This is a genomic window from Streptomyces endocoffeicus (genome assembly GCF_016741935.1).
Lineage (GTDB): Bacteria > Actinomycetota > Actinomycetes > Streptomycetales > Streptomycetaceae > Streptomyces > Streptomyces endocoffeicus.
In genome coordinates, this window is record NZ_JAERRG010000042.1 from 1 (window position 1) to 25964 (window position 25964).

At 69.6% G+C, this 25964-nt stretch carries 21 protein-coding genes and 1 pseudogene; 15 read left to right on the top strand and 7 right to left on the bottom strand.

What is annotated here, in order from left to right; all coding sequences use genetic code 11:
- Window positions 1-27 precede the first annotated feature (27 nt).
- Window positions 28-438 carry a nuclear transport factor 2 family protein gene (locus JK364_RS48340; RefSeq protein ID WP_201857827.1) on the bottom strand — a complete coding sequence of 137 codons (411 nt, stop codon included), beginning with the start codon at window positions 436-438 and terminating at the stop codon, window positions 28-30.
- A 101-nt stretch (window positions 439-539) separates the two neighbouring features.
- Between JK364_RS48340 and JK364_RS48345 the strand changes: the two are divergent.
- Window positions 540-980 (top strand): annotated as a pseudogene (locus JK364_RS48345) (MarR family winged helix-turn-helix transcriptional regulator); the annotation flags it as partial.
- A 65-nt stretch (window positions 981-1045) separates the two neighbouring features.
- Here the strand turns inward: JK364_RS48345 and JK364_RS48350 are convergent.
- On the bottom strand, window positions 1046-1774 hold the full coding sequence (locus tag JK364_RS48350; RefSeq protein ID WP_201857828.1) for an SDR family oxidoreductase: 729 nt from the start codon (window positions 1772-1774) through the stop codon (window positions 1046-1048).
- A gap of 256 nt (window positions 1775-2030) precedes the next feature.
- On the opposite strand from JK364_RS48350, the gene JK364_RS48355 reads away from it, so the two are divergent.
- Together JK364_RS48355 and fumC are read left to right on the top strand one after the other, a co-directional pair.
- The gene (locus JK364_RS48355) at window positions 2031-3704 is read left to right on the top strand and encodes an NAD-dependent malic enzyme (RefSeq protein ID WP_201857829.1); all 1674 of its coding nucleotides are present in this window, start codon (window positions 2031-2033) and stop codon (window positions 3702-3704) included.
- Entirely contained in the window at window positions 3701-5188 is a 1488-nt protein-coding gene (fumC, locus tag JK364_RS48360; protein ID WP_201857830.1) for a class II fumarate hydratase, read from the top strand. Before JK364_RS48355 ends, fumC begins: the two co-directional genes overlap by 4 nt.
- A 93-nt stretch (window positions 5189-5281) precedes the next feature.
- On the opposite strand, the gene JK364_RS48365 is transcribed toward fumC, so the two are convergent.
- Entirely contained in the window at window positions 5282-5794 is a 513-nt protein-coding gene (locus tag JK364_RS48365) for an allene oxide cyclase barrel-like domain-containing protein (protein WP_201857831.1), read from the bottom strand.
- A 378-nt stretch (window positions 5795-6172) separates the two neighbouring features.
- Window positions 6173-8020, bottom strand: coding sequence for a WD40 repeat domain-containing protein (locus tag JK364_RS48370; RefSeq protein WP_201857832.1), 1848 nt, complete (start codon window positions 8018-8020; stop codon window positions 6173-6175).
- A 227-nt stretch (window positions 8021-8247) separates the two neighbouring features.
- Here JK364_RS48370 and JK364_RS48375 point away from each other — a divergent pair, with 227 nt between their 5' ends.
- Entirely contained in the window at window positions 8248-8481 is a 234-nt protein-coding gene (locus JK364_RS48375; protein WP_201857833.1) for a hypothetical protein, read from the top strand.
- A 58-nt stretch (window positions 8482-8539) separates the two neighbouring features.
- Here JK364_RS48375 and JK364_RS48380 read toward each other — a convergent pair whose 3' ends face one another.
- Entirely contained in the window at window positions 8540-9160 is a 621-nt protein-coding gene (locus JK364_RS48380) for a TetR/AcrR family transcriptional regulator (protein ID WP_201857834.1), read from the bottom strand.
- Window positions 9161-9426: 266 nt separating this feature from the next.
- Between JK364_RS48380 and JK364_RS48385 the strand changes: the two genes are divergently transcribed.
- The 11 genes from JK364_RS48385 (at window position 9427) to JK364_RS48430 (ending at window position 22332) form a co-directional block, all read left to right on the top strand.
- Window positions 9427-10290 (top strand): SDR family NAD(P)-dependent oxidoreductase, encoded by an 864-nt coding sequence (locus JK364_RS48385; protein ID WP_201857835.1) that lies wholly within the window; start codon window positions 9427-9429, stop codon window positions 10288-10290.
- On the top strand, window positions 10287-12362 hold the full coding sequence (locus JK364_RS48390; RefSeq protein WP_201857836.1) for an acetate--CoA ligase family protein: 2076 nt from the start codon (window positions 10287-10289) through the stop codon (window positions 12360-12362). The genes JK364_RS48385 and JK364_RS48390 overlap by 4 nt, the downstream gene beginning before the upstream one ends.
- Before the next feature lie 59 nt (window positions 12363-12421).
- Window positions 12422-13594, top strand: a complete 1173-nt coding sequence (locus JK364_RS48395) for an acyl-CoA dehydrogenase family protein (protein WP_201857837.1) — start codon at window positions 12422-12424, stop codon at window positions 13592-13594.
- A gap of 189 nt (window positions 13595-13783) precedes the next feature.
- Window positions 13784-14542 (top strand): enoyl-CoA hydratase/isomerase family protein, encoded by a 759-nt coding sequence (locus JK364_RS48400; RefSeq protein WP_201857838.1) that lies wholly within the window; start codon window positions 13784-13786, stop codon window positions 14540-14542.
- 80 nt (window positions 14543-14622) lie between these two features.
- On the top strand, window positions 14623-16122 hold the full coding sequence (locus tag JK364_RS48405; protein WP_201857839.1) for a purine-cytosine permease family protein: 1500 nt from the start codon (window positions 14623-14625) through the stop codon (window positions 16120-16122).
- Between the two features lie 46 nt (window positions 16123-16168).
- Entirely contained in the window at window positions 16169-16396 is a 228-nt protein-coding gene (locus JK364_RS56385; RefSeq protein ID WP_230993675.1) for a hypothetical protein, read from the top strand.
- Between the two features lie 10 nt (window positions 16397-16406).
- On the top strand, window positions 16407-16667 hold the full coding sequence (locus JK364_RS56390) for a hypothetical protein (protein WP_230993676.1): 261 nt from the start codon (window positions 16407-16409) through the stop codon (window positions 16665-16667).
- A gap of 42 nt (window positions 16668-16709) precedes the next feature.
- A complete protein-coding gene (locus JK364_RS48415; protein WP_201857840.1) occupies window positions 16710-17180 on the top strand; it encodes a hypothetical protein in 471 nt (156 codons plus the stop codon).
- A gap of 256 nt (window positions 17181-17436) precedes the next feature.
- On the top strand, window positions 17437-19449 hold the full coding sequence (locus JK364_RS48420; RefSeq protein ID WP_201857841.1) for a glycoside hydrolase: 2013 nt from the start codon (window positions 17437-17439) through the stop codon (window positions 19447-19449).
- Window positions 19450-19608: 159 nt separating this feature from the next.
- A complete protein-coding gene (locus JK364_RS48425) occupies window positions 19609-20784 on the top strand; it encodes a serine hydrolase domain-containing protein (RefSeq protein WP_230993677.1) in 1176 nt (391 codons plus the stop codon).
- Between the two features lie 147 nt (window positions 20785-20931).
- Complete coding sequence (locus tag JK364_RS48430) at window positions 20932-22332, top strand: WD40 repeat domain-containing protein (protein ID WP_201857842.1); 1401 nt, start codon at window positions 20932-20934, stop codon at window positions 22330-22332.
- A 178-nt stretch (window positions 22333-22510) separates the two neighbouring features.
- Here the strand turns inward: JK364_RS48430 and JK364_RS48435 are convergent, their stop codons facing one another.
- Window positions 22511-23821 carry an MFS transporter gene (locus tag JK364_RS48435; RefSeq protein ID WP_201857843.1) on the bottom strand — a complete coding sequence of 437 codons (1311 nt, stop codon included), beginning with the start codon at window positions 23819-23821 and terminating at the stop codon, window positions 22511-22513.
- Window positions 23821-24936 carry a PLP-dependent cysteine synthase family protein gene (locus tag JK364_RS48440; protein ID WP_201857844.1) on the bottom strand — a complete coding sequence of 372 codons (1116 nt, stop codon included), beginning with the start codon at window positions 24934-24936 and terminating at the stop codon, window positions 23821-23823. Before JK364_RS48440 ends, JK364_RS48435 begins: the two co-directional genes overlap by 1 nt.
- Window positions 24937-25964: the final 1028 nt, after the last annotated feature.

Consider the following 25964-nt stretch of genomic DNA (forward strand, 5'->3'; position numbering starts at 1 on the left):
ACCGCGGCGGTACGGGGCCCCACGGCCTCAGCGAGCGCTGCCCAGGTTTCGGTCGGCGTCGGCACCCTCGAGCATGAGGGTGGTCTCCTCGATGCGGCGGAACCGCCCGTCGGGGGCGAACTCGGCGAAGAGGTAGACCTCCGTGCGCACACAGGAGCCGTCGGTCTTGACGACGTCGATGACATGGCGGTCCGCGTAGCGGTCGCCCTGCGCGAGCTCGTCGAGGACCTGGACCGATCCGTCGGCCACGACCGTGCGCAGGTGGCCGATATGGGCCATGAACTCACCGCGGTCGTCCCAGCGGCCGTCGGTGCGCTGACGGTAGTCGGGGGCGAAGTGCCGGTCGACGGCCTCGGACAGTTCGAGACCGGGCGTGAAGAGCAGGTCGGTGAGGGCGGTGGCGACGTCGGTACGGGAGGTGGGGGTGGCAGTGGCCATGACGGTGTCCTTCGGTTTCGTAGGTCGAAAACTGCGTGCGCCGAGCACGCACTTACACCGTACCGCATATTGCGTGCGCCGCGCACGCTAGACTGGGGGTCATGCCGAACGACGTGGGACACGAGATCGCCGACGCACTGGGAACGCTGCTCAAGCGCGGCACCCGTGAGCAGATCTACCGACGCCTGACCGAGAGCCTGGGCGAGGCCGTGGACGAGGTCACCTACCCCGTGCTCAGCGGACTCGCCCGCACCGGCCCGCGCAGCGCCGCCGGTCTCGGCGACGAGATCGGGCTGGACCGCTCCGGCGTCACCCGCCGCGCGACCCGCCTGGAGGAAGCCGGTCTGCTGCGCCGCGAGCCCGACCCCGCCGACCGGCGCGCCACTCTGCTCGCCCTGACCGAGGCCGGGCGGGCGGCGATCGAGACGACCCGGCAGCGCCTCGCCGCGCACATCGAGGACTCCCTCGCCTCGTGGCCGCCCGGCGAGGCGCGGACCTTCGCCCGCCAGCTGCACCGCTTCGTCAACCACGGGCCCTTCACCGCACAGGCCGGTCGCCAAGGTCCGCCCGGACCACCGCCACCCGCATCAGGTCCGCCGTGCGCGGGTCAGGAGAGCCAGTCGGCGTAGCGGGTGGGGGCGAGGTCGGCGCCCGTGTCGGTGAGGACGTCGCCCTTGACCGCCCCGAACATGCCGGCGGTCGGGTCGGTGACGACGGTGCGGTTGTCACCCTTGGCGGACAGGGTGATCCGGCCCAGCTCATCCAGGGTGAAGACCTCGGGACCCGCGATGTTGCGGATGCCCCGCAGCGGAGGGCCCTGGGCCACATCGGTCACCGCGGCGGCCACGTCCTTGGCGGCGATCGGCTGGATCGGCGTGGCGGGCAGCCGGACGGTCTCGCTGTCGGCGGTCCAGGACAGGGTGGCGTCCATGAACTCCATGAACTGCGTCGCCCGGACGATCGAGTACGGGATCGGCCCGGCCGCGAGGAGCTCCTCCTGGAGCGCCTTGGCCCGGTAGTAGTCCAGCTCCGGCACCTGGTCCACGCCGACGATCGAGAGAATCACGAAGTGGCCGACGCCGGCCTTCTGGGCCGCGGCCAGCAGGTTGTCCATGGACGTCTGAAAGAAGGCCAGGGAGGCTTCGTCGAACGTCGGGGAGTTCGCCAGGTTGACGACGACGTCGGCCCCCGCCACGGCCTCCTCCAGCCCCTTGCCGCTAATGATGTCGACTCCCGTGGATGGCGAATGCGGCACCGCCTCGTGCCCGGCGGCCTTCAGATTCTTGACGACCTGCGACCCGATGAGCCCGGTACCGCCGATGACCGCGAACTTCATAACAGGCCTTTCGTCGGGGTATGTCCGCAAAGGGACGGATAACCCCCATACGGCATTCCATGCACCGGACTCCCGGGGCACCATTCCACCTCGCTCAAGATCGACGAGCGGGGGTGGGATCGCTATGCGCACGGTAGAAGTGGCGTCGCGGGACTCTCCCGGTCCGGGTCCGCCGGGCGGCGCACGCACACACGCACGCATGCACACGCATGCAGACGCACATTGGGCATGCAGACGCACATTGGGGAGAGACATCATGGCCAAGAGCACCGCGCGGACTCCTGCCACTCCAGGCGCCCTGGCGGATCCGACCCTGAACCACGGCGTGGCGTTCACGCGGCCGGAGCGGGACGAGCTGGGCCTGACCGGGCGGCTGCCGTCCGGGGTGCTGACGCTGGAACAGCAGGCGCAGCGCTCGTACCAGCAGTTGCAGGCTCAGGGCAGCGACCTGGCCAAGAACGTGTACCTGGAGCAGTTGCACGACCGCAACGAGACCCTGTACTTCAAGGTGCTCACCGACAACCTCGTGGACCTTTTGCCGATCGTGTACGACCCCACGGTCGGCGAGGCGATCGAGAAGTACTCCCATGAGTACCGCCGCCCCCGAGGCGTCTTCCTCTCCATCGACGACCCCGATGGCATGGAGAAGGCATTGGCCACGCTCCAGCTCGGGCCCGAGGACGTGGACCTGATCGTGTGCACCGACGCCGAGGAGATCCTGGGCATCGGCGACTGGGGCGTGGGCGGAATCCAGATCTCGGTCGGGAAGCTGGCCGTCTACACCGCGGCGGCCGGTATCGATCCGCGCCGTGTCATCGGCGTGTCACTGGACGTGGGCACGGACCGTGAGTCGCTGCTGAAGGACCCGCTGTACCTGGGCAACCGGCACGCCAGGGCTCGCGGCGCCGACTACGACGCGTTCATCGAGAAATATCTGCGGACGGCCTCGTCGATGTTCCCGGGCGCGCTGCTGCACTTCGAGGACTTCGGCCCGAGCAACGCCCGGCGGATCCTGGAGACGTACGGCCGCAGCTACCGGATCTTCAACGACGACATGCAGGGCACCGGTGCGATCACCCTGGCCGCGGCCCTGTCGGCGGTCAAGGTCGGCGGGGTACGGATGCGCGACCAGAAGCTCGTGGTCTTCGGTGCCGGCACCGCCGGGGTGGGCATCGCCGACCAGCTCCGTGATGCCATGATCCGCGACGGCGCGAGCCCCGAGCAGGCCACCGCACAGGTCTGGCTGATCGACAAGCAGGGCCTGCTCACCCGCGACATGACCGATCTGCGGGACTTCCAGCGGCCTTACGCGCGCGACCGGTCGGAGGTCGCCGACTGGGCGGCCGAGGGCGGCGCGATCTCACTGCCGGAGACCGTGCGCCGGGTCGGGCCGACAATCCTGCTGGGCACCTCCACCGTGCACGGGGCGTTCACCCGCGAGGTCGTCGAGGCCATGGCGGCGGCTACCGAACGCCCGATCGTCTTCCCGCTCTCCAACCCGACCTCGCGCATCGAGGCCATGCCCGACGACATCATCGCCTGGTCGAAGGGCAAGGCCCTGATAGCGACCGGCATCCCCGTCCCACCCGTGGAACACGAGGGGGTGACCTACCGGATCGCGCAGGCCAACAACGCGCTGCTGTACCCCGGACTGGGCCTCGGCACGATCGTCTCCGGAGCGTCCACGGTGACCGCGGACATGCTGCTCGCGGCCGCTGAAGCGGTGGCCGACCAGGTCGACCTCACACAACCCGGCGCTTCCCTGCTGCCACCGGTGGAGAACCTGCGGGAGTCCTCGGCGGCCACCGCGGCGGCGGTGCTCGAGGCGGCGGTCCGCGAGGGCGTCGCCACCAGCAAACCGGCCGATCCCGCCCAGGCCGTCCGCCAGGCCATGTGGGAACCCGCCTACGGCGACGGAGCGGCGTCATGACCGCGCGGCAGCCGAAGCGATCCGCCCCGGCCGGGGGCGGCGACGCCCCGGAGATCCTCGACCTGCCCATCGGTCTGCACGCGGCCGGCAGCCGCCGGGAGACCGACTCGATGGGCGCCATCGACGTCCCGGCGGACCGGTACTGGGGCGCGCAGACACAGCGGTCCCTGATCCACTTCTCCATCGGGGACGACCGGATGCCCAAGGCCGTCTACCACGCCTACGGCCACGTCAAGAAGGCCGCCGCGATCGTCAACGGGCGGGCCGGGCGGCTGCCGGACTGGAAGGCCGACCTGATCCAGCGGGTGGCCGACGAGGTCATCGCGGGCAGGCTCGATGACCACTTCCCGTTGTACGTGTGGCAGACCGGGTCCGGGACGCAGTCCAACATGAACACCAACGAGGTGATCAGCAACCGCGCGATCCAGCTGGTCGGCGGCGAGTTGGGCAGCAAGTCGCCCATCCACCCCAACGACCACGTCAACATGGGGCAGTCCTCGAACGACACCTTCCCCACCGCCATGCACGTGGCCGCGGTCAAGGCGGTCCACGAACGCCTGCTGCCCAGCGTGCGGGAGCTCCAGCGGGCGATCGCGGCCAAGGCGGACCAGTGGCGCGACGTGGTGAAGATCGGCCGCACCCATCTGGAGGACGCGGTGCCGCTCACGGTCGGACAGCAGTGGTCCGGCTACGCCCGTCAACTGGACCAGGCCGCGGACCGGGTCACCCGGTCCGCGGAAGGACTGCATGAACTCGCCGCGGGCGGCACGGCGGTCGGCACGGGGCTGAACGCGCCACCGGACTTCGGCGAGCGGATCGCCGCCGAGATCGCCTCGGCCACCGGCTACCCGTTCACCACCGCCGCCAACAAGTTCGCCGCGCAGGGCGGCCTGGACGCCATGGTCGACGCCTCGGCCGGGCTGCGGGCCCTCGCCGTGCCGCTGATGAAAATCGCCAACGACATCCGGTGGCTGGCCTCGGGGCCCCGCTGCGGCCTCGGTGAACTGCACCTCCCGGCCAACGAGCCGGGATCCTCGATCATGCCGGGCAAGGTCAACCCGACCCAGTGCGAGGCGATGGTCATGGTCTGCATCCAGGTGCTGTCCGAGGACTCGGCCATCGCCTTCGCCGGCTCACAGGGCAACTTCGAACTCAACGCCATGCGCCCCGTCATCATCAACAACTTCCTGCACGCGGCCACCATCCTCGCCGACGCCTGCGCCAAGCTGCGCCAGTACTGCATCGAGGGCGCCCGGCTCAACCGCGACCAGATCGACGATGATGTCAACCGGTCCCTGATGCTGGTCACCGCGCTCTCGCCGGTCATCGGCTACGACAGGGCCTCGGCCATCGCGCACAAAGCCGACGACGAGGGCACCACTCTGCGAGAGGCAGCGCTGGCCTCCGGCGACGTCACCGCGAAGGACTTCGACCGCATCGCCGACCCGGCCGCCATGGTCGGCCCGGCCGAGCGGCGCGGGTGAAGGGACGCGATCCCCGAAACCCCGAAACCCCGAATCCCCGGAACCCCGAATCCCCGGAACCCCGAATCCCCGGAACCCCAGGCCCCCGGATCCTCAGCGGATGAGATGGACGGTGAGCTGTGTCTCGGTGTTACTCGTGTTGACGGCGTGGATGTAGCCATGGGCCGTGCGGTAGCGCCCCGTGCCCCCGGTGATGGCCAGGGTGATGTCACCGGGGCCGGCACTGGTGATGGTGAACACCCCCTGCACGGTGATCTGGCCCTCGGGCAGCGACAGAGTGATCTGACACTGCAGATCGCTCGTGTCCATGGGGGCGGTACGGGTCACGGTGCAGACCTCGTCGAATCGGCCCACCGTGGCATTGGAACGGAAGAGGTCCCCGGTGACGATGAGCTCGTCCCCCTGGCTGTTCCCCGGAGGGTCCACATCGACGGAGTTGGTCTGCGTCGGCCGCGCCGTCAGCTGGAAGACCTCGCTCCTCTGATGAGGGGGCAGAGGGAAGGCGGGGCCGGCGGCCGGTGTGGCGGCCACCGCCAGAGGGGCGCAGCACAGAGCGGCTGCCAGGCCGGTGGCCGCGCTCAGGACGGAACGTTTGACGTGGTGCATGGTCCTCTCCTCCGAGAGTGTCGGACAGCCCGTGACCCGGTGTCACATGAGGTGCCGATTCCCACGTCAGCATCCGGTGAACGGCGCGCCACAGCTACCTCGGTTGAGCATCCAGGTGATCATGTGACGGTGGCCGGGACCGCCACCGTCGTGCGGGCCGCCGAGTTCCGGTTGTAGATATATGCGCCTGTCTCGCTCGGAACGTACGCTTCCGCCCCTATGCCGTGCCACACTGTGGGTGGCCCTCACCGCATCCCCCGTCGGTGAGGGCCACTTACCTGAGGTGGGTCCGGACTGCCGCCGCGGGGCCGAGGTCGCGGCGGATGTACCACTCCGTGGACACCAGCCTCTCCCGGTCACTCAAGGGGCATCGTCGGGTCACCCTTCACCGGGAGCTGGGATCGGTGGGCTCGACGGGCTCAAGCGCCGTTCGTGTCCCGGCGGGTGGGCCTGCGCCTTGGCGATGGCCTGGCCGATGATCTCCTGCGGGGACAGCCCCGTGTGATCGACCAGCGATCCGAGCAGCACGGCCCCGAGCAGCGCGGAGCTCTGCCCCAGATGGGTGGCGATCTGGGTGTACTCGTCCCAGCCCGCGATCATCTGCTCCACATCCCCCGTCGCGGTCGCCCGTGCGAAGGTCGTTTCGGCCGCTTCCAGCACATCGCGGTAGACCTCCACCAGCGGCTCCTCGCTGGGCGCTCCGCCTCCGCCTGTCGTTCCCCGGCACACCTTCAGCATGGCCGCGCCGACACGGTGGTGGAACTCGAGTCGGCGGGTCTTCATGTCTTTCAGCGCCTCGCGCTCGTACAACCGTGCCGTACCGTCGCCGCTCGCGGTGGCGAGGAGAGTGCCGTCGGGAGAGAACGCCACCGACCGGACCCAGTCGGCGTGGCCGGTGAGGGGGCCGCCGATCGGAGTGCGCGTACGCGGGTTCCACAACCGCACCGTGTGGTCATCGCCTCCGGTGGCAAGAAGCGCGCCGTCCGGGGAGAACGCCACCGCGTAGAGCCAGCTGACGTGTTCGGTGAGGGGTTCGCCGATCGGGGTGCGGGCATGCGGGTTCCACAACCGCACTGTGCGATCGCCGCTCGCGGTGGCGAGGAGGGTCCCATCGGGAGAGAACGCCACCGACCGGACCCAGCCAGTGTGGCCGGTGAGGGGCTCGCCGACCGGCGTGCGGGTACGCGGGTCCCACAACCGCACCGTCCGATCGCCACCTCCGGTGGCGAGAAGCGCCCCGTCGGGGGAGAACGCCACCGCGTGGACCGCGCCGGTGTGGCCCGTGAGGGGCTCGCCCACCGCGGCACGGGTGCGCGGGTTCCACAACCGCACCGTGCGGTCACCGCTCGCGGTGGCGAGGAGGGATCCGTCGGGAGAGAACGTCACCGATCTGACGGTGCTGGTGTGGCTGGGGAGGGGGTCGCCGATCGGCGTGCGGGTGTGCCGATCCCAGAGCCGGACCGTCCGGTCATCGGCTCCCGTGGCAAGAAGCGCGCCGTCCGGGGAGAACGCCACCGCGTAGACCGCGCCGGTGTGGCCCGTGAGGGGCTCGCCCACCGCGGCGCGGGTACGCGGGTCCCACAACCGCACCGTCCGATCGCCACCTCCGGTGGCGAGAAGCGCCCCGTCCGGAGAGAACGCCACGGACCGGATGGTGCTGCTGTGACCGGTGAGGGCAACAGATGCCGGGAGGAACGATGCGACCTTCAGCGGTGGCTGGGGTGGAGTCGCCTCGACCGGTGCGGCTGCGGGCGGGGCAGGTGCGGCTGCGGTAGGTGCGGGTGCGGGTGCGGCAGGTGCGGGTGCGGCAGGTGCGGGTGGTACAGCCGCAGGCGGTTCAGTCTCCGCCGGTGCGACCGCGGCCGGCGTTCTACGGCGTGTCGGCTTCGCGGCGGCGATGGCGGTCCAGCGGGTACGCCACGCGTCCAGCTCATGGGACCGGTTTCCGGGCGGCTCGCACTCCGCTCCCCACTCGTCCCACGACATCAGGGTGCGCACCAACCACATCAGCTTGTCCCGGCTGACGTACCGGCCGCTGAACGCCGCGCTTTGCGTGGAGATCGGTAAGGACGCCTCCAGCCCGAACAGGCGCCCCGCGCGTGCCTCGATCGAGCGCAGTGACGGATTGCCCCGCCGCAGCCGCAACTGCGTGAGTTCCGCCGCCTGTTGGCGCAGCAGGTCTTCATACGTGCCAGTGCTGATCGCCGCCTGGTGCTGCTGCGTCATGTCCACCGTTCCCCACGTTCCCCCACACCGTGCCGTGGGGAGCCAGGGTAGAGCCATAGCCATGGAACAGTACCGAACTTGCCGGAACACCGCAGAACGGTCCGCGACACGGACGACCGTTCGGCCGAACGCGACTGCCGTTCAGTGGTATCGGCCCGCTGATCAGGGTTCTGCGGGGTTGTTCGATCCCTGCGGGTGAAGGCGGCGAGCGCCTTCAGAGTTGAGGCATGACCACCACTCAGCCGCCACAGCCGGTCCATTCATCGCCGAACGATTCCGCCACCCCAGCGGAGCCGTTCCTGTCCGTTCACACCACCGTCGTCCTGCTCACCGCGCTCGTCATCGGCCTCGTCATCGGTGGCCTCACCGCCCTTACCGGCGCGCCTGTGCCCGCCGCCGTGATTGCCGGACTGACCAGCGCGGGCGCCAGCGCTCCCGTCCTGCGAACACTGATCCAGTGATCCCGCCCCGGCCGGTCCCGCCCCCGCCGATGCCGTGCGGCGTCATGCCGGATCCGGCTCAGCGCGCGCCTGCCACCAGCTCCTGGTGGACGAAATCCACCAGGAGTTCGCGCATCGTCCCGATGGTCATGCCGGGGACTCCGGTCAGCACCTGGATGGCCGCGCCGTCGGTGAGGGCGGTCAGCCGCAGCGCGACGACCTGCGGATCGGCGTCCGCGCGGAAGACGCCCTGCCGCTGGCCGCGCTGGACGATCCGGCGGACGGTTTCCTGCCAGCGTGCGTAGTACTCGTTGTGGGCCGGGCGGAACTCGGGGCGGATGGTGGCCTCGGCCCAGTACTGGAGCCAGATGGCCCACTCGTCCCTGACCTGGCCGACCCGTGGCAGCTGCATGTCGATCAGCTTCAGCAGCCGCTCGTGTGCGTTGTGGACGGCTCGCAGTTGGGTGGACTGGCGGGCGAACGCCCGGTCGACGCAGTACTTGAGGGCCTCCGCCAGGACGTCGTTCTTGCCCGGGAAGTAGTAGTGCACCGTGCCGGTGCTGGTGCCACAGACCTTGGCGATGTCGGCGATGCGCACGGCGTGGAAGCCGCGCTCGGCGATCAGCTGCCACGTGGCGTCGAGGATCCTCGCCCTGCGGTCCTCGTCGCTCCTGGGCTCCGCCTTCGTCCCTGTGGTCACATCGTCTCCCCGTCGTCCTCGGTCCTGGTTCCCCCGTCTGTGCCGACGCTCAGCGTCCGGCCATTCTGACTGATGCGTCAGTTTCTCGGCAAGTCCCGGGTCCGCGATAAGCCCCTTCTGGCACGGGAATTTTCTGGTCGCCACCCCTTGACGTCAGTCTTGATGAGAGGGCTAACTGACGCATCAGTCAAACCTTTGGCACCCATCCCTTTGGCACCCCATCCCTTTGGCACCCATCCCTTCGGCACACAGCTCGAGGAGGCTCTGTGCGCACTGACCAACCCGTGCCGCCGGTCAGCGGACTACGGCCGGATGTCCACACCGGCAAGGTCGCACTGGTGACCGGCGGAGGCACCGGCATCGGCCGCGCCACCGCCCTGGACCTGGCCGCCGGCGGCGCGCGCGTCGTGATCTGCGGGCGCCGCCCGGAGCCCCTGGCGGAGGCCGCCGAGGAGATCGAGGCCCTCGGCGGCTCCTGCGTCACGGTGTCCGCGGACATCCGCGAGGAGTCCCACGTCACCACGGTCGTCGACCGCGCACTCGAGGCGTTCGGACGCGTCGACGTCCTGGTCAACAACGCGGGCGGACAGTTTTCCGCGCCCGCCGAGGAGATCAGCCCGGGCGGCTGGCGGGCCGTGCACCGGCTCGCCGTCGACGCCACCTGGGCGATGACCCGCGAGGTCGCCCGCCGGGCGATGATTCCGCAAGCTTCGGGCGCGGTGTTCTTCATCGCCTTCTCCCCGCGCCGCGGCATCCCCGGCTTCGCCCATGCCGCCGCCGCGCGGGCCGCGGTGGAGAACCTGGCGGCCGGGCTCAGCCTGGAGTGGAGCCGGTACGGCATCCGTACCGTGTGCGTGGCCCCCGGCACCATCGCCACCGGTGGCCTGGACGACCACTACACCCCGGAGGACCGGGAGCGCTGGGAGCGGTCGGTGCCGCTCGGCAGGCTCGGCCGGCCCGAGGACGTCTCCGGCCTCATCTCCTTCCTCGCCTCCCCCCAGGGCTCGTACATCACCGGCACGACCGTCGTCGTCGACGGCGGAGCCGACGCCTGGGGCGCCGGTCACCCCGTACCCGACGTACCCCACCACCTCACCACGCCGGACTCGTCCCCTAAGGACAACCCATGAGCCTCTCCGCCACTGAGCGGCGCGTTCCCGAACGCGACCTGGGACCGCTCTTCGCACCGAACGCGGTCGCCATCGTCGGAGCCAGCAACGACCAGGCCAAGTGGGGCAACTGGATCAGTGTGCAGGCGCTGCGCATGCGGGGGCGCCGTCCGGTGTACCTGGTCAACCGCCGTGGTGAACCGGTGCTCGGCGAACGGGCCTACCGCTCCATGGCCGAACTCCCCCAGTGCGCCGACCTCGCGGTGATCGCCGTCCCGGCGGCCGGGTTCGAATCGGCCGTCGAGGACGCGCTCGCCGCCGGGGCGCGCGCCATCGTCGGCATCACCGCGGGCTTCGCGGAGCTCGGCACGGAGGGCGAGGCGCGGCAGTCGGCGCTGGCCCGGCGGGTGCGCGAGGCGGGGGCCGTGCTGCTGGGCCCGAACTGTTTGGGCGTCCTGGACAGCGGCAGCGAGCTGTATCTGTCCTCCAATCCGCTGCCGCCCGGCTCGGTGGGCCTGATCTCGCAGAGCGGCAACATGGCCCTGGAACTCAGCCGGATCCTCTCCGAGCGGGGGCTCGGCTTCTCCCGCTTCGCCTCGCTCGGCAACCAGGCCGATCTCACCGTGGCCGACCTCATCCGTGCCTACACCGTGCACCCGGAGACCAAGCTGATCGCGGTGTACAGCGAGGACTTCGGCGACGGCCGGGACTTCGTGGCCGCGGCCGCCGAGGCCACCACCATGGGCAAGCCCGTGGTGCTGCTCACGGTCGGCGCCAGCGAGGCGTCCGTACGCGGCGCCAAGTCGCACACCGGGGCGCTGGTCAGCGACAGCTCGGTGATCGACGCGGCCTGCCGGGCCGCCGGGATCGACCGGGTGGCCAGCCCCCGTCAGATGGCCGCCCTGCTGGAGGCGCTGCATCTGTTCGGCGCGGCCCCCGCCCGCAGGGTGGCGGTGCTCGCGGACGGTGGCGGCCATGCCTCGGTCGCCTGTGACCTGGCCGAGCGGTACGGGCTGTCCGTGCCGGAGTTCGACCCCGAGCTGTCACAGCGGCTGCGGGACCATCTGACGCCGTCGGCGGGGGTGGGCAACCCGGTGGACCTGGCGGGCATGGGCGAGAAGGACGTCACCTCCTTCGCCCGTGTGCTGGGCGATCTGCTCGACGCGCCGGACACCGACTCGGTTCTGATCACCGGATACTTCGGCGGCTACGGCGAGTACAGCGCCGCCCTCGCCACCGCCGAGGTCGAGACCGCGGCCGAGATCGGCGAGTTGGTGCGCGACCGCTGCAAGCCGGTGGCCGTGCACACCATGTACCCCTACAGCGATGCCGCCGAGGAGCTGCAGCGGCGCGGCGTCCCCGTCTTCCGCGCCATCGAGGAGGCGGCCCGCAGCCTCGGGATGCTGGCCCGGCGCACCGCCGCCGACCCCGCGCTGCGGCCCCTGCCCGACCCGGTGCCACCGGTCACGGATGACGGCTACTGGAGCGCACGCGAGCTGATCCGCGGCGCGGGGGTGGACTTTCCGGCGGCGCGTCTGGCCACGACCGTGGACGAGGCCGTGGCGGCGGCCCGTGAGATCGGTGGCAGGGCCGTGGTCAAGGCGCTCGGCCTGCTGCACAAGTCCGACTCCGGGGGTGTCGCGCTCGGTTTGGCGGGCGATGCGGCGGTCCGTACCGCCGTCGCCGACATGGCCGAGCGGCTGTCCCCGCCGGGGTACTGCGTCGAGGCCATGGCGGATCCGCGTGACGGTGTCGAGCTGATCGTCGGCGTCCGGCGCGACCCCCGCTTCGGGCCGGTCACCATGCTCGGCCTCGGCGGGGTCACCACCGAGGTACTGCGCGACGTGGCCTTCGCCCTCGCCCCGCTCACCCCCGGGCAGGCCCGTGAACTGCTGGACCGGCTGCGCTCCGCCGCCCTGCTGCACGGCGTACGCGGCCGACCCGCCGTCGGCCTCGACGCACTCGCCCACACCGTCGCCGCCATCACCGACGTGGCGGCGGCCCACCCGGAGATCGCCGAGCTGGAGGTCAATCCGCTGCTCGCCACTCCGCGCGGATGCCAGGGCCTGGATGCCCGCATCGTCCTGGGCTGACCCCATCGCACAAGAGCACTGACAGCGCTGATACGCGCCACATCAACAGGAGGAACACCGTGGAATTCGCCCTCAGCCCCCGTCTGCTCGAACTCAAGCAGCGTGCCGCCGACCTGACCGGCAAGATCATGCAGTTCGAGGACGAGTGCGAGGCCAACAACGGTCTGCCGCCCGAAGCCCACGCCGCCATCCGCGAGGAGGTGCTGGCCCATGGCCTGCAGGCCATCAACATGCCCGCCGAGTGGGGTGGCGCTGGCCTGACCATCCTCGAACAGGTCGTCGTCCAGGACGAGTTGGGCAAGCTCACCAACGCCCTGTGGGACGCGGTGTGGCGTCCGGCCAACTGCCTCAGCGCGTGCACTCCCGAGCAGCGCGAGCGCTACCTCGTCCCGGACATCGAGGGGCGCCGCCGCGATGCCGTGGCCATCACCGAGGAGCACGCCGGCTCCGACCCCTCCCGGATCCGCACCACGGCCACCCGGGACGGCGACGGCTATGTCCTGAACGGCGAGAAGTGGTTCGTGACCGTCGGCGACGCGGCGGACTTCCTCATCGTCCTCGCCTACGTCCAGCCCGACAACGAGCCGACGATGTTCCTCGTCGACAAGGACACCCCCGGCGTCTCCGTCAAGCGCACCCCGCGCTACACCCACACCTTCGTCTACGAACACCCCGAGTTCCTCTTCCAGGACGTCCGGATCGGCCAGGACGCGGTCCTCGGCCGGATCGGCGAGGGGTACGACCTGACCCGCGACTGGTTCACCGAGGAGCGGCTGATGATCGCCGCGCGCACCATCGGCGCCGCCGAGCGCGCGCTGCGGCTGGCCGTCGACTGGGCGAAGGAGCGTGAGCAGGGCGGGGATGTGCTGATGAACCGCCAGCTGATCCAGGGCATGATCGCCGACTCGGTGACCGAGATCGCCACCAACCGCGCCTTCACCCACCAGGTGGCCTGGGAGTTCGACCAGGGTGGCGACCGCAAGACCCTGCACGCCAAGGCCGCCACCGCCAAGCTCGCCGCCTCCGAGGCGTCCAACCGGATCGTCGACCGCTGTGTGCAGATCTTCGGCGGCCGGGGCTACATGCGGGACGTCCCGGTCGAGCGGCTGTGGCGCGAGCTGCGGGTCGACCGGATCTGGGAGGGCACCTCCGAGATCCAGCGGCTGGTCATCGCCAACGAGGTCGGCAAGCGCGGCCTGGACGACCTGCTGTCCTTCACCGCCGGAAGCTGACCGGCGCCTCCGGCGGCAGGGACCGTACGGCCACACCCACTGCCGTACGGCCACAGCCCACGGCCACCGCCGTACGGCCGCACCGAACGGCCCCTGCCGCCGGGTACCTCACTGCCGCGCCACCCGAACACCCGGCCCGGCAACGACCCGCAACGTCCCCCAAGCACCGAGGCAGGAGAAGCACGCGCCATGACCGACACCGACACAACGCCCGCCGCCTCCCCTGAGGCCGGCACCGTGGAGATCGAGCGCACCGGCGAGCACCAGGACATCGCCGTCCTCACGCTGCGGCGGGAGCGGAAGCTCAACGCGCTCTCCACCCATATGGAATCCGCCCTGCTCGACGCCCTGCGCGGCCCGCAGGTGCGCACCAGCCGCGCCGTGGTCGTCACCGGAGTGCCGCGCGCCTTCTCGGCCGGGGCGGACACCGGCGAGCTGCGCGAGATGACCCCCGAGGCGATCGCCGACTATTACCGCTCGTCCGGCGCGGTGTACGAGGCGTTCGCCGCGCTCCCTCAGCCCACCGTGGCGGCCCTGTCCGGCTACTGCCTCGGCGGCGGCCTGGAACTGGCGCTGGCCGCGGACATCCGGGTGGCCGATCCGGACACGGTCTTCGGGCTGCCCGAGGTGGGCATCGGCATTCTGCCCAGCTCCGGCGGGGTGACCCGGCTGGTGCGCGAGGTCGGACCGGCCCGCACCCGCGATCTGGTGCTGCGCGGCCGCCGCTTCGGCGCGGGGGAGGCGTACGCCTGGGGGCTGATCGGGGAGGTCGCCGGCGGCGGCACCGTCCGGGAGAAGGCGGTGGAGATCGCCACGGAGCTGGCCGGACAGCCGCAGCTCGCCGTCTCGGTCGCCAAGCAGGTGATCACGGCCGCCACCGACGCTCCGCGCGAGGCGGCGCTGCTGCTGGAGCAGCTCGCGTACGCCGCGCTCAACCGGACCGGCTGAACCGGTCCACCGCGACCACGACCGTCAGGGGGGATCCGCGCACCACCCGCCCGTCCACGCTCGCGCCCAGGAGATACCGCATGGCAGTCAGCACCACCAAGGCGACCGGTTCACCGGACACGCCGGGCGCCACTCGGCACCACCGGCCGGTCATCGAGAGCCGGTCGATCGACTATGTGCCCCTCGCCGAACGCCACGGCAAGGTCTGGCACCTGTTCCCCGTCTGGTTCGCCGGGGACGCGCATCTCGCCACCATCGCCACCGGCGCGATCGGGGTGGCGCTCGGCGGCAATCTGATCTGGACGGCCATCGCCATCGTGCTCGGCAACGCCCTGGGCACCTTCTTCATGGCCTTCCACTCCACGCAGGGCCCGCAGCTGGGGCTGCCTCAAATGGTCCAGTCCCGGCCGCAGTTCGGCTTCGTCGGCGCACTGCTGGTGTGGGTGGTGGCGCTGGTGACGTACATCGGCTACACGGCCTTCAACCAGGTTCTGGTCGGCTCGACGATGGACCATCTGGCGGACACTCCCCCGTCGGTCAGCTATATCGCCTACGCGGTGATCGGCATCGTGCTCGCCATCGTGGGATACGACTTCATCCACAAGGCGTCCCGGTGGCTGACGTATCTGACGGGCGCGGGCCTGGCCGTCTTCTCGGTGGGCATCGTGGTGGTCGCCCCCTTCAGCGCGGACCAGCTCGATCTGAGCGCCTTCACCCTCGCCCCCTTCCTGATCCAGCTGTTCCATGCCGCCGTCTACCAGCTCTCCTGGTCCATCTACGTGTCCGACTACTCCCGCTACCTTCCGCCGACGGTGGGGGTGCGCTCCTCGTTCTGGTGGACGTATCTGGGCGCGGGCTTCGGCGGCGCGTGGATGATGCTGGTGGGGGCGGTGGCCGCGGGCCTGTTCCCGAAGCTGGGTCTGGTGGACGCCGTGGTCAGGGCCGGTGACCAGCTGTTCGACGGTTTCGGTGTGGTGCTGCTGCTGTTGTCGGTGATTCCGCTGTTCACCATCGGCACCCTCAACTTCTACGGTGGCAGCCTCACGCTGCTCTCCAGCATCGACTCGGTGAAGCGGATCCCGCTGACCCTGGGGACCCGTGTCGCCACACTGGTGGTCCTGGGCGTGGTCTCCACCGGCCTCGCCTTCAGCGCGAACGATGACTTCCTGACCACCTTCGGGGACTTCCTGATCGTTCTCGGCTACCTCTTCACCCCGTGGACGGCGATCAACCTGATCGACTTCTATGTGGTGCGGCGTGGCCGCTACTCGATCCGCGAGATCTTCAACCCCCATGGCATCTACGGCCGTTGGAACTGGCGCGGGCTGACGGCCTATGGTGTCGGCTTTGCCTCCATGCTGCCGTTCGCCGTGATCGGCGACGTGGAGGGGCCGCTCGCGCACTGGGTCAAGGGCGCCGATATCACCATGCTGGTCGGACTCGCCATATCGTCCCTGCTCTACCTGGTGCTGTGCCGCTCACTCGACATCGACGCCGAGCGCACCGTCATCACGTCCGCCGACGCCGGTCTCGACCCGGACCACGCCGGACACCAGGCAGGGGCCGGACATCACGCATGAGCCGGAGTCGTGTCCTGCCGGGCGGATTCCACAAAGAATGCCGACGATGATTGTCATCGGGTATAGGGATGGCCTGGACGAAGCACTGCGGCGCCGAGACCTGGAGCCCTTCTATATCGTCCAGGTGCCGGTGAACACTCCGGAAGGCCGGGGCTTCAAGTACGTCACCGACATGGAGAACGCCCAGGAAATCTCGCCGGGCAGGTGCTCGCAAGCCTCGACGCGCCGGATTGCGTATTCCATCTGGAAGCATTCACGGAAGACGCGGGGCTGACGTTCGGCGAGTGCGCCATCCGTCTCCCGGGCGCACTCTCCTGCTACGCCGCCCGAAGAGCGGAAGCCTCAGTCAACAGGATTTCGAGCGCAACTTCCGCTTCGACGAGATCCAGTATTCCTCGTCACCCGACACGCCGCTCGGCCCGTACGGCCGCGTGGGGCAGGCCATCGTATCCGACCAGGATGAGCTGAAGCTGGAGCGGACAATCGAGGAAATCGTGCGGTTCAATGAGGCCGGCGGCGGATACGCCCAGTCCCCGGGCGAGTAGTCCCCGAGGCTGTTCAGGGTTGGCAGGTGGAGGGCAAAGTTCATGATCGTAGGTCTCGGCATCTCCGCGTTATGTGCCTTCGGCGCGCTGATCGCCCTGGTCGGCGTCATCGCGATGGCGCTTCCGGGTCGGCCCCAGCCGTGGCCGGTGCATCTGATGCGGCGTGGCGCATGGCTGGCCGCCGCTGCCGCGGCGTCCATCTATGTCCTGGGACTCTTCGCCGTTCTCACGTCCGAGCATGAGTTCAACAACGGTGCCGACTCAGTGCCGGCTCCGGCCTGCCGCGAGGGCTTCGACCCGGACACGGTTCAGCACCTCTCCCATCACCGGTCCTCCTACCTGCCGCTTCGTTTCGACTGCGTCCTCGACGACGGCACGGCCTACTCCAGCGATCCCCGTTACGCATGGATGAGCTGGGCGGCCCTGCTCCTCGCGCTGTCCGCCGCCCTGCTCGCCATCGGCGCGGGCTACGTGACCGAACTCCGCGCCAGGAAGCGCGCGTTGATCCACTGATACCGCGCGCCTCGACGTAAACGTCATGGCACCAGAGGCGTTGACGCTTCGCGTGAGGCGTCTATCATTCCATGGCATCCGACAGGCCGGTTGACGTTCGACCATGCGAACGAAGGCTTGACCGAGGCGGCTTGTGCGTTGCCGCGCGCATCGAGCACGACAGACAGCACTCGCACCATCCGCACCGGGTATGACCGCACTCGTGCGGCCGTGTTTGGGAGCGCTCCCATAGGAGCCCCGATCCCCGAGGAGAGAGATGAACCTTCCGAACCGACGTGGCCGATGTGGCCCACCTGGCCGACCCCGCGCGTGGTTGCTCGGGCTGTTGGCCGCCGCCACGATGGCGGTGCCCGGAACCGCGAACGCCGCACCCGATGCCACCCGGGCCACCACCCTGGGCGCCCAAGCCGCCCAGTCCGGGCGGTACTTCGGCACCGCCGTGGCCGCCGGCAAGCTCGGCGACACGACATACTCGACGATCCTGAACCGCGAGTTCAACGCGGTCACCCCGGAGAACGAGATGAAGTGGGACACCATCGAGCGGTCCCGCGGCTCGTTCAACTTCGGCCCCGCCGATCAGATCGTGGGCCAGGCCACCTCGCACGGACAGCGCGTTCGCGGCCACACCCTGGTCTGGCACTCCCAGCTGCCCAGCTGGGTCAGCTCCATCACCGACGCGAACACCCTGCGCAGCGTGATGAACAACCACATCACCACCACGATGAACCACTACAAGAGCAAGGTCTTCGCCTGGGACGTGGTGAACGAGGCGTTCGCCGACGGCGGCAGTGGTCAGCACCGTCCCTCGGTGTTCCAGAACCTGCTGGGCAACGGCTTCATCGAGGAGGCGTTCCGCACCGCTCGGGCGGCCGACCCGTCGGCCAAGCTGTGCTACAACGACTACAACATCGAGAACTGGAGCGATGCCAAGACCCAGGGCGTCTATCAGATGGTGCGCGACTTCAAGGCGCGCGGCGTGCCCATCGACTGCGTCGGCTTCCAGGCCCACTTCGGCACCAGCGGCCCGCCGGCGAGTTTCCAGACCACCCTGTCCAACTTCGCCGCCCTCGGTGTGGACGTGCAGATCACGGAACTGGACATCGCGCAGGCGCCGACGACCGCGTACGCGAACACGGTCAGGGCGTGTATGAACGTCTCCCGCTGCACCGGCATCACCGTCTGGGGCATCCGGGACAGCGACTCCTGGCGCGCCGGGGAGAACCCGCTGCTGTTCGACCGCGGCGGCAACAAGAAGGCGGCCTATCAATCCGTGCTGACCGCGCTGGGCGGCACCGCGGCCACGTCCGCCGCCGCGCTGCCATCCGCCTTCTCCTGGAGCTCCAGCGGCGTACTGATGTCCCCCAAGCCGGACTCGACCCACAACATCGCCGGGCTCAAGGACCCGTCGGTTGTCTACTACAACGGCAAGTACCACGTGTTCGCCAGTGTCGCCAGCTCCTCCGGATACGGCCTGGTGTACCTGAGCTTCACCGACTGGTCCCAGGCCAACTCGGCCACGCACCACTACCTGGACCGCGGCGCCATCGGGACCGGGTACCGGGCGGCGCCACAGGTGTTCTACTTCGCGCCGCAGAAGACGTGGTACCTCGTCTACCAGACCGGCAACGCCTCGTACTCCACGAACACCGACATCAGCAACCCCAACGGCTGGAGCGCCCCGCGCAACTTCTACTCGTCGATGCCGGACATCATCCGCCAGAACATCGGCAGCGGCTACTGGGTGGACATGTGGGTGATCTGTGACAGCGCCAACTGCTACCTGTTCTCCTCCGACGACAACGGGCATCTGTACCGTTCGCAGACGACGCTGGCCCAGTTCCCGAACGGGTTCACCAACACCGTCATCGCGGCCCAGGACTCCAACAAGTACGCCCTGTTCGAGGCGAGCAACGTCTACAAGGTGCAGGGCGGCAATCAGTACCTGCTGATGGTCGAGGCGATCGGCTCGGACGGGCGGCGCTACTTCCGGTCCTGGACCTCCGGCAGCATCGCGGGCTCGTGGACACCGCTGGCCGCCTCCGAAGGCAACCCCTTCGCCCGGGCCAACAACACCACCTTCCCGTCCGGCGCCTGGACGAAGGACATCAGCCACGGGGAGATGCTCCGCGCCGGTTATGACCAGACGCTGACCGTCCCCTCCTGCAAACTCCAGTACCTCTACCAGGGCAAGGATCCGGCCGCGAGCGGCGACTACAACACCCTGCCGTGGCGCCTCGGCCTGCTCACCCAGACCAACTCCACCTGCTGACGCCACCGGTGAAGAGCGGGAGTCGACCGGGCCGTTCCTCCCGATGGGCGGGAACGGCCCGTGGCGCCGATCGGGGAAGGGCACTGTGGAAAACCCGACACCGAGACCTCGGGCTGGCCGGATGGCCGGCCCGACACACCCATTTCTAGGCTGGGGCGCATGTCGATGCCCCGTCGCAGGACCACCTGCCGGACCGTGACCATCGTCGCTGCCGCGTCCCTCGTCGCACTCGGCACGGCAGGGTCCGGAACCGCGGCCACCGCCCACCCTTCCCAACTCCAGCAGGACACCGACGCACTGCGTGACGATGGCGTCACGGGGGTGTCGGTCACCCTGGAAACGCCCGAGGGAGTGCGAACAGCCCGCAGCGGGGTCGGTGACCTCGGCACCGGACGGCCGGTGCCTCGGAACGGCTATGTGAGGATCGGCAGCACCACGAAGTCGTTTGTGGCGACCGTGCTGCTCCAACTCGTCGGTGAAGGACGGCTGTCGCTGGACGACACGGTGGACAGATGGCTGCCGGGCGTCGTGCACGGCCAGGGCAACGACGGACGCGGGATCACTCTGCGCCAGCTGCTTCAGCACACCAGCGGGCTGCCCGACTACATCAGTGATGTCGTGCCGGAGGTCAGCGCCGCCGGATATCGCAGGGACCGCTGGACCACCTATACCTCCGAGGAACGCGTCGCCTTCGCCATGCGGCACCCACCGTCCTTCGAACCCGGTACCGGCTGGAAGTACTCCAACACCAATTACATCCTCGTGGGCATGGTGATCAAAGCGGCGACCGGCCATGCCTGGGAACAGGAGGTTCAGGACAGAATCGTGCGTCCTTTACGGCTCACGCACACACTCGCCCCCGGCGACTGGCCCCTCCTGCCCGGCCCCCACGCCCGCGACTACCAGCAGTTCGAGCCGGGCGGCGCGATGACCGACACCACCATCGCCTACTTGCCCTTCGACGGTGACGCCGACGGGTCGCTGATCAGCACGGAGGAGGACACCAACAGGTTCTTCAAAGCGCTGGTGGGAGGTGAGCTTCTGGCCCCCGCGCAGCTGGCCGAGATGCAGCGCACGGTCGAAGTGCCCCCCGACCACGGTTCCCCGCCGGGCACGCGCTATGGCCTGGGCCTCGAGTGGACCCCGCTGTCCTGCGGCGGTGGGTACTGGGGACACAGTGGCAATGGATTCGGCTATACGGCGTGGCCCGCCTCCGACGGGCGTAACGCCATCACCGTTTCCTTGCACAGCCGGCCCGGCGACGAGGACACCGAAGGGCGGCAGCTCCGGGATGTCGCCGACCTCGTCGACCACGCTCTGTGTTCCTCGGAATAGGGGTCAGCCGTCCAGCCGTGGCCGCGGCACGCGTGGGCGCCGCTGTCAGACCCCTCTGGAAACATCAGGGGCGTTCCGACACCGGTCGATGGGCCGACAGGCCGGTGTCGGTGGGTCCGCACCACCACATCCAGAGGGGGACGACGAATGTCGACCGACATGTACGGCGTACGGGTTCTTGCCGTGGATCCGGATGAGCTCCGCGCCCGATTGAAGGTGTTCGTCGTCTACTACGACGTCGGCTCGCGCACACATATCCCGCTGCCGAACGAGGAGCCCAACACCTTCCTGCACTTTCTCTGGGAGGCCGCGTCCGGCTATCTGGGCGCCGATGACGACCGTACGGGCCCGCTCGGGCACGCCGTGAGCACCAGCCGGCTCCTCGACTACGAATGGGCCGACACCAACGCCCGCCGGTTCATCTCCCGGGTCGAGCGTGTGGAGCTCCGCAACTACCCGCTCACGGACGACCAGTGGGAGGACATGCACGACTTCTACTACGAGCGCGGCGGGGCCTGGAAGGACGAGGACCTGCTGATCCAGGCCGAGTACGAGATCCGGGTCACCGACCGCAAGTGGCTGGAGCCGCTGAGCGTGGGCGACGGCTGGGGCTCGGCGGCCTTTCCGCTCAACGGCGACAGCTGGACGGCCGAGGACTCCCCGCACATACCCGATCTGGCCCGGCCGGCCGTCACCCTGCGGCCGTTCGAGACCACCACCGGCAGCGTCAAGTACGACCACGTCAACGGGATGGACTTCTCCGACGACGGCAAGTACCTGGCCGTGTGCAGCGATCAGGGGCGGGTATGGGTCTACGACACCGCCGACTGGAGCGAGGTGGTGCACACCCACGCCGGTGACTGGATCGTGCCGCTGATGATGTGGGTGCCGGGCGGTCACGTCCTCGTGGTCAAGGGCTACAGCACCGGCGACGGACCGGAGGAGCGGAAGCAGTGGGCCTTCGACGTCGACCGGCGGGCGGAGGCCGAGGCTCCCTTCCAGCTCGGGCATCTGCGCTCATGCGACGGCGCGTACCGCATCAGCCCGAACGGTGCGGGCGAGGGCGGCTTCGACCTGCACGGCGACGAGCGTGAGCCCTTCCGCCGCGTCTCCCACGCCGGTGAGTGGGACCCGATCCAGTGCACGGCCTTCTCCGGCGACTCGTCGCGGCTCTTCCTCGGCGCGCAGCAGAACCTCTACGTCGTCGACCCGGCGACGGGCGGGGTGATCGACAAGGTCGACGATGCCTCGGAACGGCTGTTCACCCTCGCTTCGAACGGGGACGGCAGCTATCTGGCCGTCGGCAGCTTCAGCCGCAAGCTGAGCTATCTGGAGTTCCGTGAGAGTCGCCCGCACGAACTGTGCGTGTGGCGGATGGCGGACAAGAAGATCATCCTGGGCCGCCAGATGCGCACCTACGTGGACGCCCTCAGCTGGTCCCCGGACAACCGCTGGCTCGCCGCCGCCCTGGAACCCCTCTCCGACAAGGGCTTCCACCGCGGCATGGCCGAGGTGGCGGTCTTCCCGATGGGCCCGGTCGACATGTGAGTACGTATGCCCGGGGCGAGGCGCGGCGCCACCGTGCCGCCTCGCCCGGAGGGCCCAGCCGCGCGATCCGCGGCCGAGCCCTCCCCTTCCGAACAGGCCGCGGCACCGCCCGCGCGGTGGCGGACCGGCGGAACGGGGCTGCATACCCGTCCGCCGCTCCGTCCCCGCCTACGGCCCGTCAGGCGGCCGCGGGCCGTGCCTCGGCCGCGGGCAGTGCCGCGAGGCGGCCGGTGCGGTGCAACCCGTACAGAGCCACGGCGCAGGCCAGGCCTAGCGCCAGCAGCGCGAGCCACGGCAGCGCGGACATCCCCGCCGCCCGGGCGGCGTCCAGCGCAGCGCCGGTGAGCAGGTTGCCCAGGGTGATGCCGACGCCGCAGATGGTGTTGTACAGCCCGTAGTGGGTGGCCACGAGCCGGTTCCCCGAGAGCCGGATGATGGTGTCCATCTCGAACGGATAGGCGATCATCGTCCCCAGCGCGAGCAGCAATGCCGAGAGCGCGGGCGGGACTGCCGCGAGCAGCCAGCGGCCCACACCACCGTCCGGTACCGGAACGGCGGTCGCGAGCAGCAGCGGTGCGAACGCCACGCCCATCGAGAACAGCCCCCAGGTCAGCGCCCGCCCCGGCTCCATCCGGGCCTTGCACCAGGCGGTGACCTTCGTCTGTCCGAGGATGGTGCTCAGGCCCGAGACGGCGAACAGCAATGCCACCGCCGCTGTCCCGGACTCACCCTCGCCGCCGAGTCGGCGCACTTCCAGCGGCAGGGCCAGATAGACCTGGAACGACAGGACGTACGAGCCGATCATGGCGACCGAGAAGAGCAGGAAGGGCCGGTTGGCCACCACCTCTCGCCACTGCGACAGCACGCTCTCACGCCCTGTGTCCTGACCATCCTTGGTGTTGTCGCCGTTGTCGCCCCTCCGGGGCGGCAGCGCGCGGATCTGCACGACGCTGAGCACGGCGAAGATCGCTGCCGCGACCAGACAGGTGACGCGGAAGTCGATGCCGGTCAGCACCATGCCCACCAGCGGGCCGAGCAGGATTCCCCCCTGGTAGAAGATGTTGAACAGTGCGAACGCCTCCACCCGGCGCTCTCCCGCGTCTGCCGCGAGGTACGCCCGTACCGCGGGGTTGAACAGGGCACCGGCCAGCCCCGTGGCCGCCGAGGCGGCGAGCAGCGCGGGCAGGGATTCCACGAGCCCCAGAGCGGCGAATCCGACGGTACGCAGAACGCATCCGGCGATGATCAGCGGCTTGTAGCCGAGCCGGTCCGCCAACGTGCCACCGACCAGGAACATGCCCTGCTGGCTGAAGTTGCGCACTCCCAGGATGAGTCCGACGAGCCAGCCGGCCAGTCCCAGAGTGCCGGACAGATGGGCGGCCAGGTAAGGCATGAGCATGTAGAAACCCAGGTTGATGGTGAACTGGTTCACCATCAACAGCTGGACACTGCGCTCGTAGGAACGCACCTGTGTGAACAGCGACTTCACTACGCCACCTCCTCGTCCGGGTCCTCGGTGGCGCCCTGGGGGGAGAGCGGGTCGGCCACGGTGGTGCACCGGGTCCAGCGGTGTACCTCCTTTTCGTCCAGGCGGCCGATCAGGTCCGGTTCGGGTGCGGGGGGTGAGCCCAGCAGACCATGGGCGGCGCAGTAGTCGTCGTCGTAGACAGTCCCCAGGTAGCGTTGCGGTCCATCGGGGAAGATCGCCACGATCCGGGCCTCCGCGGGCATGGTCCGGACGAGCCAGCCCGCCACCAGGGCGACCGCTCCGACGCTCCATCCGCCGGTGGCGTAGTGGGAAGCGGCCAGTTGGCGGCAGGTCCACACGGCTTCCGCGGGGGCCACCCAGTGCACTTCCGAGAACTGGTCGTAGGCCACGTTGCGGGGGTAGATGCTGGATCCCAGCCCCCGCATCAGGCGGGGCCTGGACGGTTGACCGAAGATCGTCGATCCGACGGTGTCGACTCCGACGACCGTCAGGTCGGGGTAGAGCTGTCGCAGGACCCGGGAGACCCCGGCGGAGTGTCCGCCGGTGCCGACACTGCACACCAGCACGTCGATATGGCCGAGTTCGCGGGCCAGCTCGAGTGCGAGCGGGGTGTACGCGGCGACGTTGTCGGGGTTGTTGTACTGGTCCGGGCACCATGAACCCTGGTGCTGGTCCCGCAGATGCTGGACGCGGTCACGGCGGGCCTGCTGCCAGCCACCGGTCGGGTGGGGCTCGGAGACGACATTGACCTGGGCGCCGAACGCGGTCAGCAACCGGGTCATGGACAACTCCAGCCCCGGATCGGTGACCAGGGTGACCGGGTGGTGGTAGACCATGCCCGCCAGGGCGAGTCCCAGTCCCAGGGTCCCGCTGGTGGACTCGATGATCCGGCCGCCGGGCCGCAGGTCACCGCGGGCCCGGGCCCGTTGGACCATGTGCAGCGCGGGGCGGTCCTTGATGCCGCCGGGGTTGAAGCCCTCCAGCTTGGCCCAGAAGCCACGTCCCGCCGGGACGAGGGGCTCGGACACTCGCAGGAGCGGGGTGTTGCCGACCAGCCCGGAAAGGGCGGACCTGTCGGTCAGCGGACCGGTGCCGGTGGTGGTCGAGGAGTGCATCTCTCCGCTTTCTTCTCAGAGCGTGAAAAGCTGTCGGGTCGTCTGATCGCGTCCCGGCGAGACCTCGTAGCGCGCTTCCCGGATCCGGGGGCCGCTCGTTCAGGTACGCCGGCATGACGGCGGTGGCGGGCACGGCCTAAATGCGCCACCGGCAGACGACGGACAGCCTGGAACTCCCGGCCACTGCCCTGCTGTTTCTCCCTTCCTCAGGGCGTGCCATGGCGCGGATGGCCGCCATGGCGAAGGCCGGAGTCACGCCGGCAGTCGGTACGAGCTCGCGCGAGGGCGCCGGTGGCCTCGGCACGGACAGACCGGCGAGGCCGCGTGGAACACAGGACTCCGTGCTGGGTACCGCCTCGGTATCCGAGTCCACGGGCGATGCCGCCTGCGCGGACGCCGCCTGTACGGATGCCGCCTGTACGGATCCCCCGGACGCGATCGGCACCGAAGAGCCGCGATGGTCTGACTCCTTGTGTGGACCGGCACAGTCCAGAACGGCCAGCAGCAACCCGCACAACACCACGGCGATGAGGCAGCGATACCAAGGAGAACCCGGTAAGAGGGCAGGACGGACATGGAGATGGATCGGCAACAGTTCCTCCGCAGGGGCCACCGCTCCCCCGGTGCGGAGCGGGGATGAGCGGTGGGCAGAGACCGGCAGGGCAGGGTTCAGCGCCCCCATGTCCCCGAACCAGCGTGCTGAACCAGCGGATTCGGGAGATGGGGCGCACCGCGCGCACGCGGCACCGAACCGGGCCGGGCGTATGGCGGGCATACGCCGACCGGTCGGCGGTCCGGGTCCGGGTACGGGGGTGCGCCTAAATCCGCAGAACCACGCAGGCAGCGGAGTCTGTCAACGGACATCCGTCCGAAACCAACTGGACCAGGCCGGTCACCCCCGATGGCGCGGCCAGGGGAGCCGAGGCCCGGCTGAGCACGGCCGGACAAGGGGCCACCCATCCGGAACCGTACTGCGGCTGACCCACAAGACACTCATGCACCGGGTGAGAGGAGTCATGGTTGCCGTT

Coding starts and splice junctions, on each gene's coding strand:
- JK364_RS48440 (WP_201857844.1), bottom strand. CDS start 24,936: ATGCACTCCTCGACCACCACCGGCACCGGTCCGCTGACCGACAGGTCC.
- JK364_RS48400 (WP_201857838.1), top strand. CDS start 13,784: ATGACCGACACCGACACAACGCCCGCCGCCTCCCCTGAGGCCGGCACC.
- JK364_RS48370 (WP_201857832.1), bottom strand. CDS start 8,020: ATGACGCAGCAGCACCAGGCGGCGATCAGCACTGGCACGTATGAAGAC.
- JK364_RS48420 (WP_201857841.1), top strand. CDS start 17,437: ATGAACCTTCCGAACCGACGTGGCCGATGTGGCCCACCTGGCCGACCC.
- JK364_RS48340 (WP_201857827.1), bottom strand. CDS start 438: ATGGCCACTGCCACCCCCACCTCCCGTACCGACGTCGCCACCGCCCTC.
- JK364_RS48375 (WP_201857833.1), top strand. CDS start 8,248: ATGACCACCACTCAGCCGCCACAGCCGGTCCATTCATCGCCGAACGAT.
- JK364_RS48430 (WP_201857842.1), top strand. CDS start 20,932: ATGTCGACCGACATGTACGGCGTACGGGTTCTTGCCGTGGATCCGGAT.
- JK364_RS48415 (WP_201857840.1), top strand. CDS start 16,710: ATGATCGTAGGTCTCGGCATCTCCGCGTTATGTGCCTTCGGCGCGCTG.
- JK364_RS48350 (WP_201857828.1), bottom strand. CDS start 1,774: ATGAAGTTCGCGGTCATCGGCGGTACCGGGCTCATCGGGTCGCAGGTC.
- JK364_RS48390 (WP_201857836.1), top strand. CDS start 10,287: ATGAGCCTCTCCGCCACTGAGCGGCGCGTTCCCGAACGCGACCTGGGA.
- JK364_RS48365 (WP_201857831.1), bottom strand. CDS start 5,794: ATGCACCACGTCAAACGTTCCGTCCTGAGCGCGGCCACCGGCCTGGCA.
- fumC (WP_201857830.1), top strand. CDS start 3,701: ATGACCGCGCGGCAGCCGAAGCGATCCGCCCCGGCCGGGGGCGGCGAC.
- JK364_RS48405 (WP_201857839.1), top strand. CDS start 14,623: ATGGCAGTCAGCACCACCAAGGCGACCGGTTCACCGGACACGCCGGGC.
- JK364_RS48425 (WP_230993677.1), top strand. CDS start 19,609: ATGTCGATGCCCCGTCGCAGGACCACCTGCCGGACCGTGACCATCGTC.
- JK364_RS48355 (WP_201857829.1), top strand. CDS start 2,031: ATGGCCAAGAGCACCGCGCGGACTCCTGCCACTCCAGGCGCCCTGGCG.
- JK364_RS56385 (WP_230993675.1), top strand. CDS start 16,169: ATGATTGTCATCGGGTATAGGGATGGCCTGGACGAAGCACTGCGGCGC.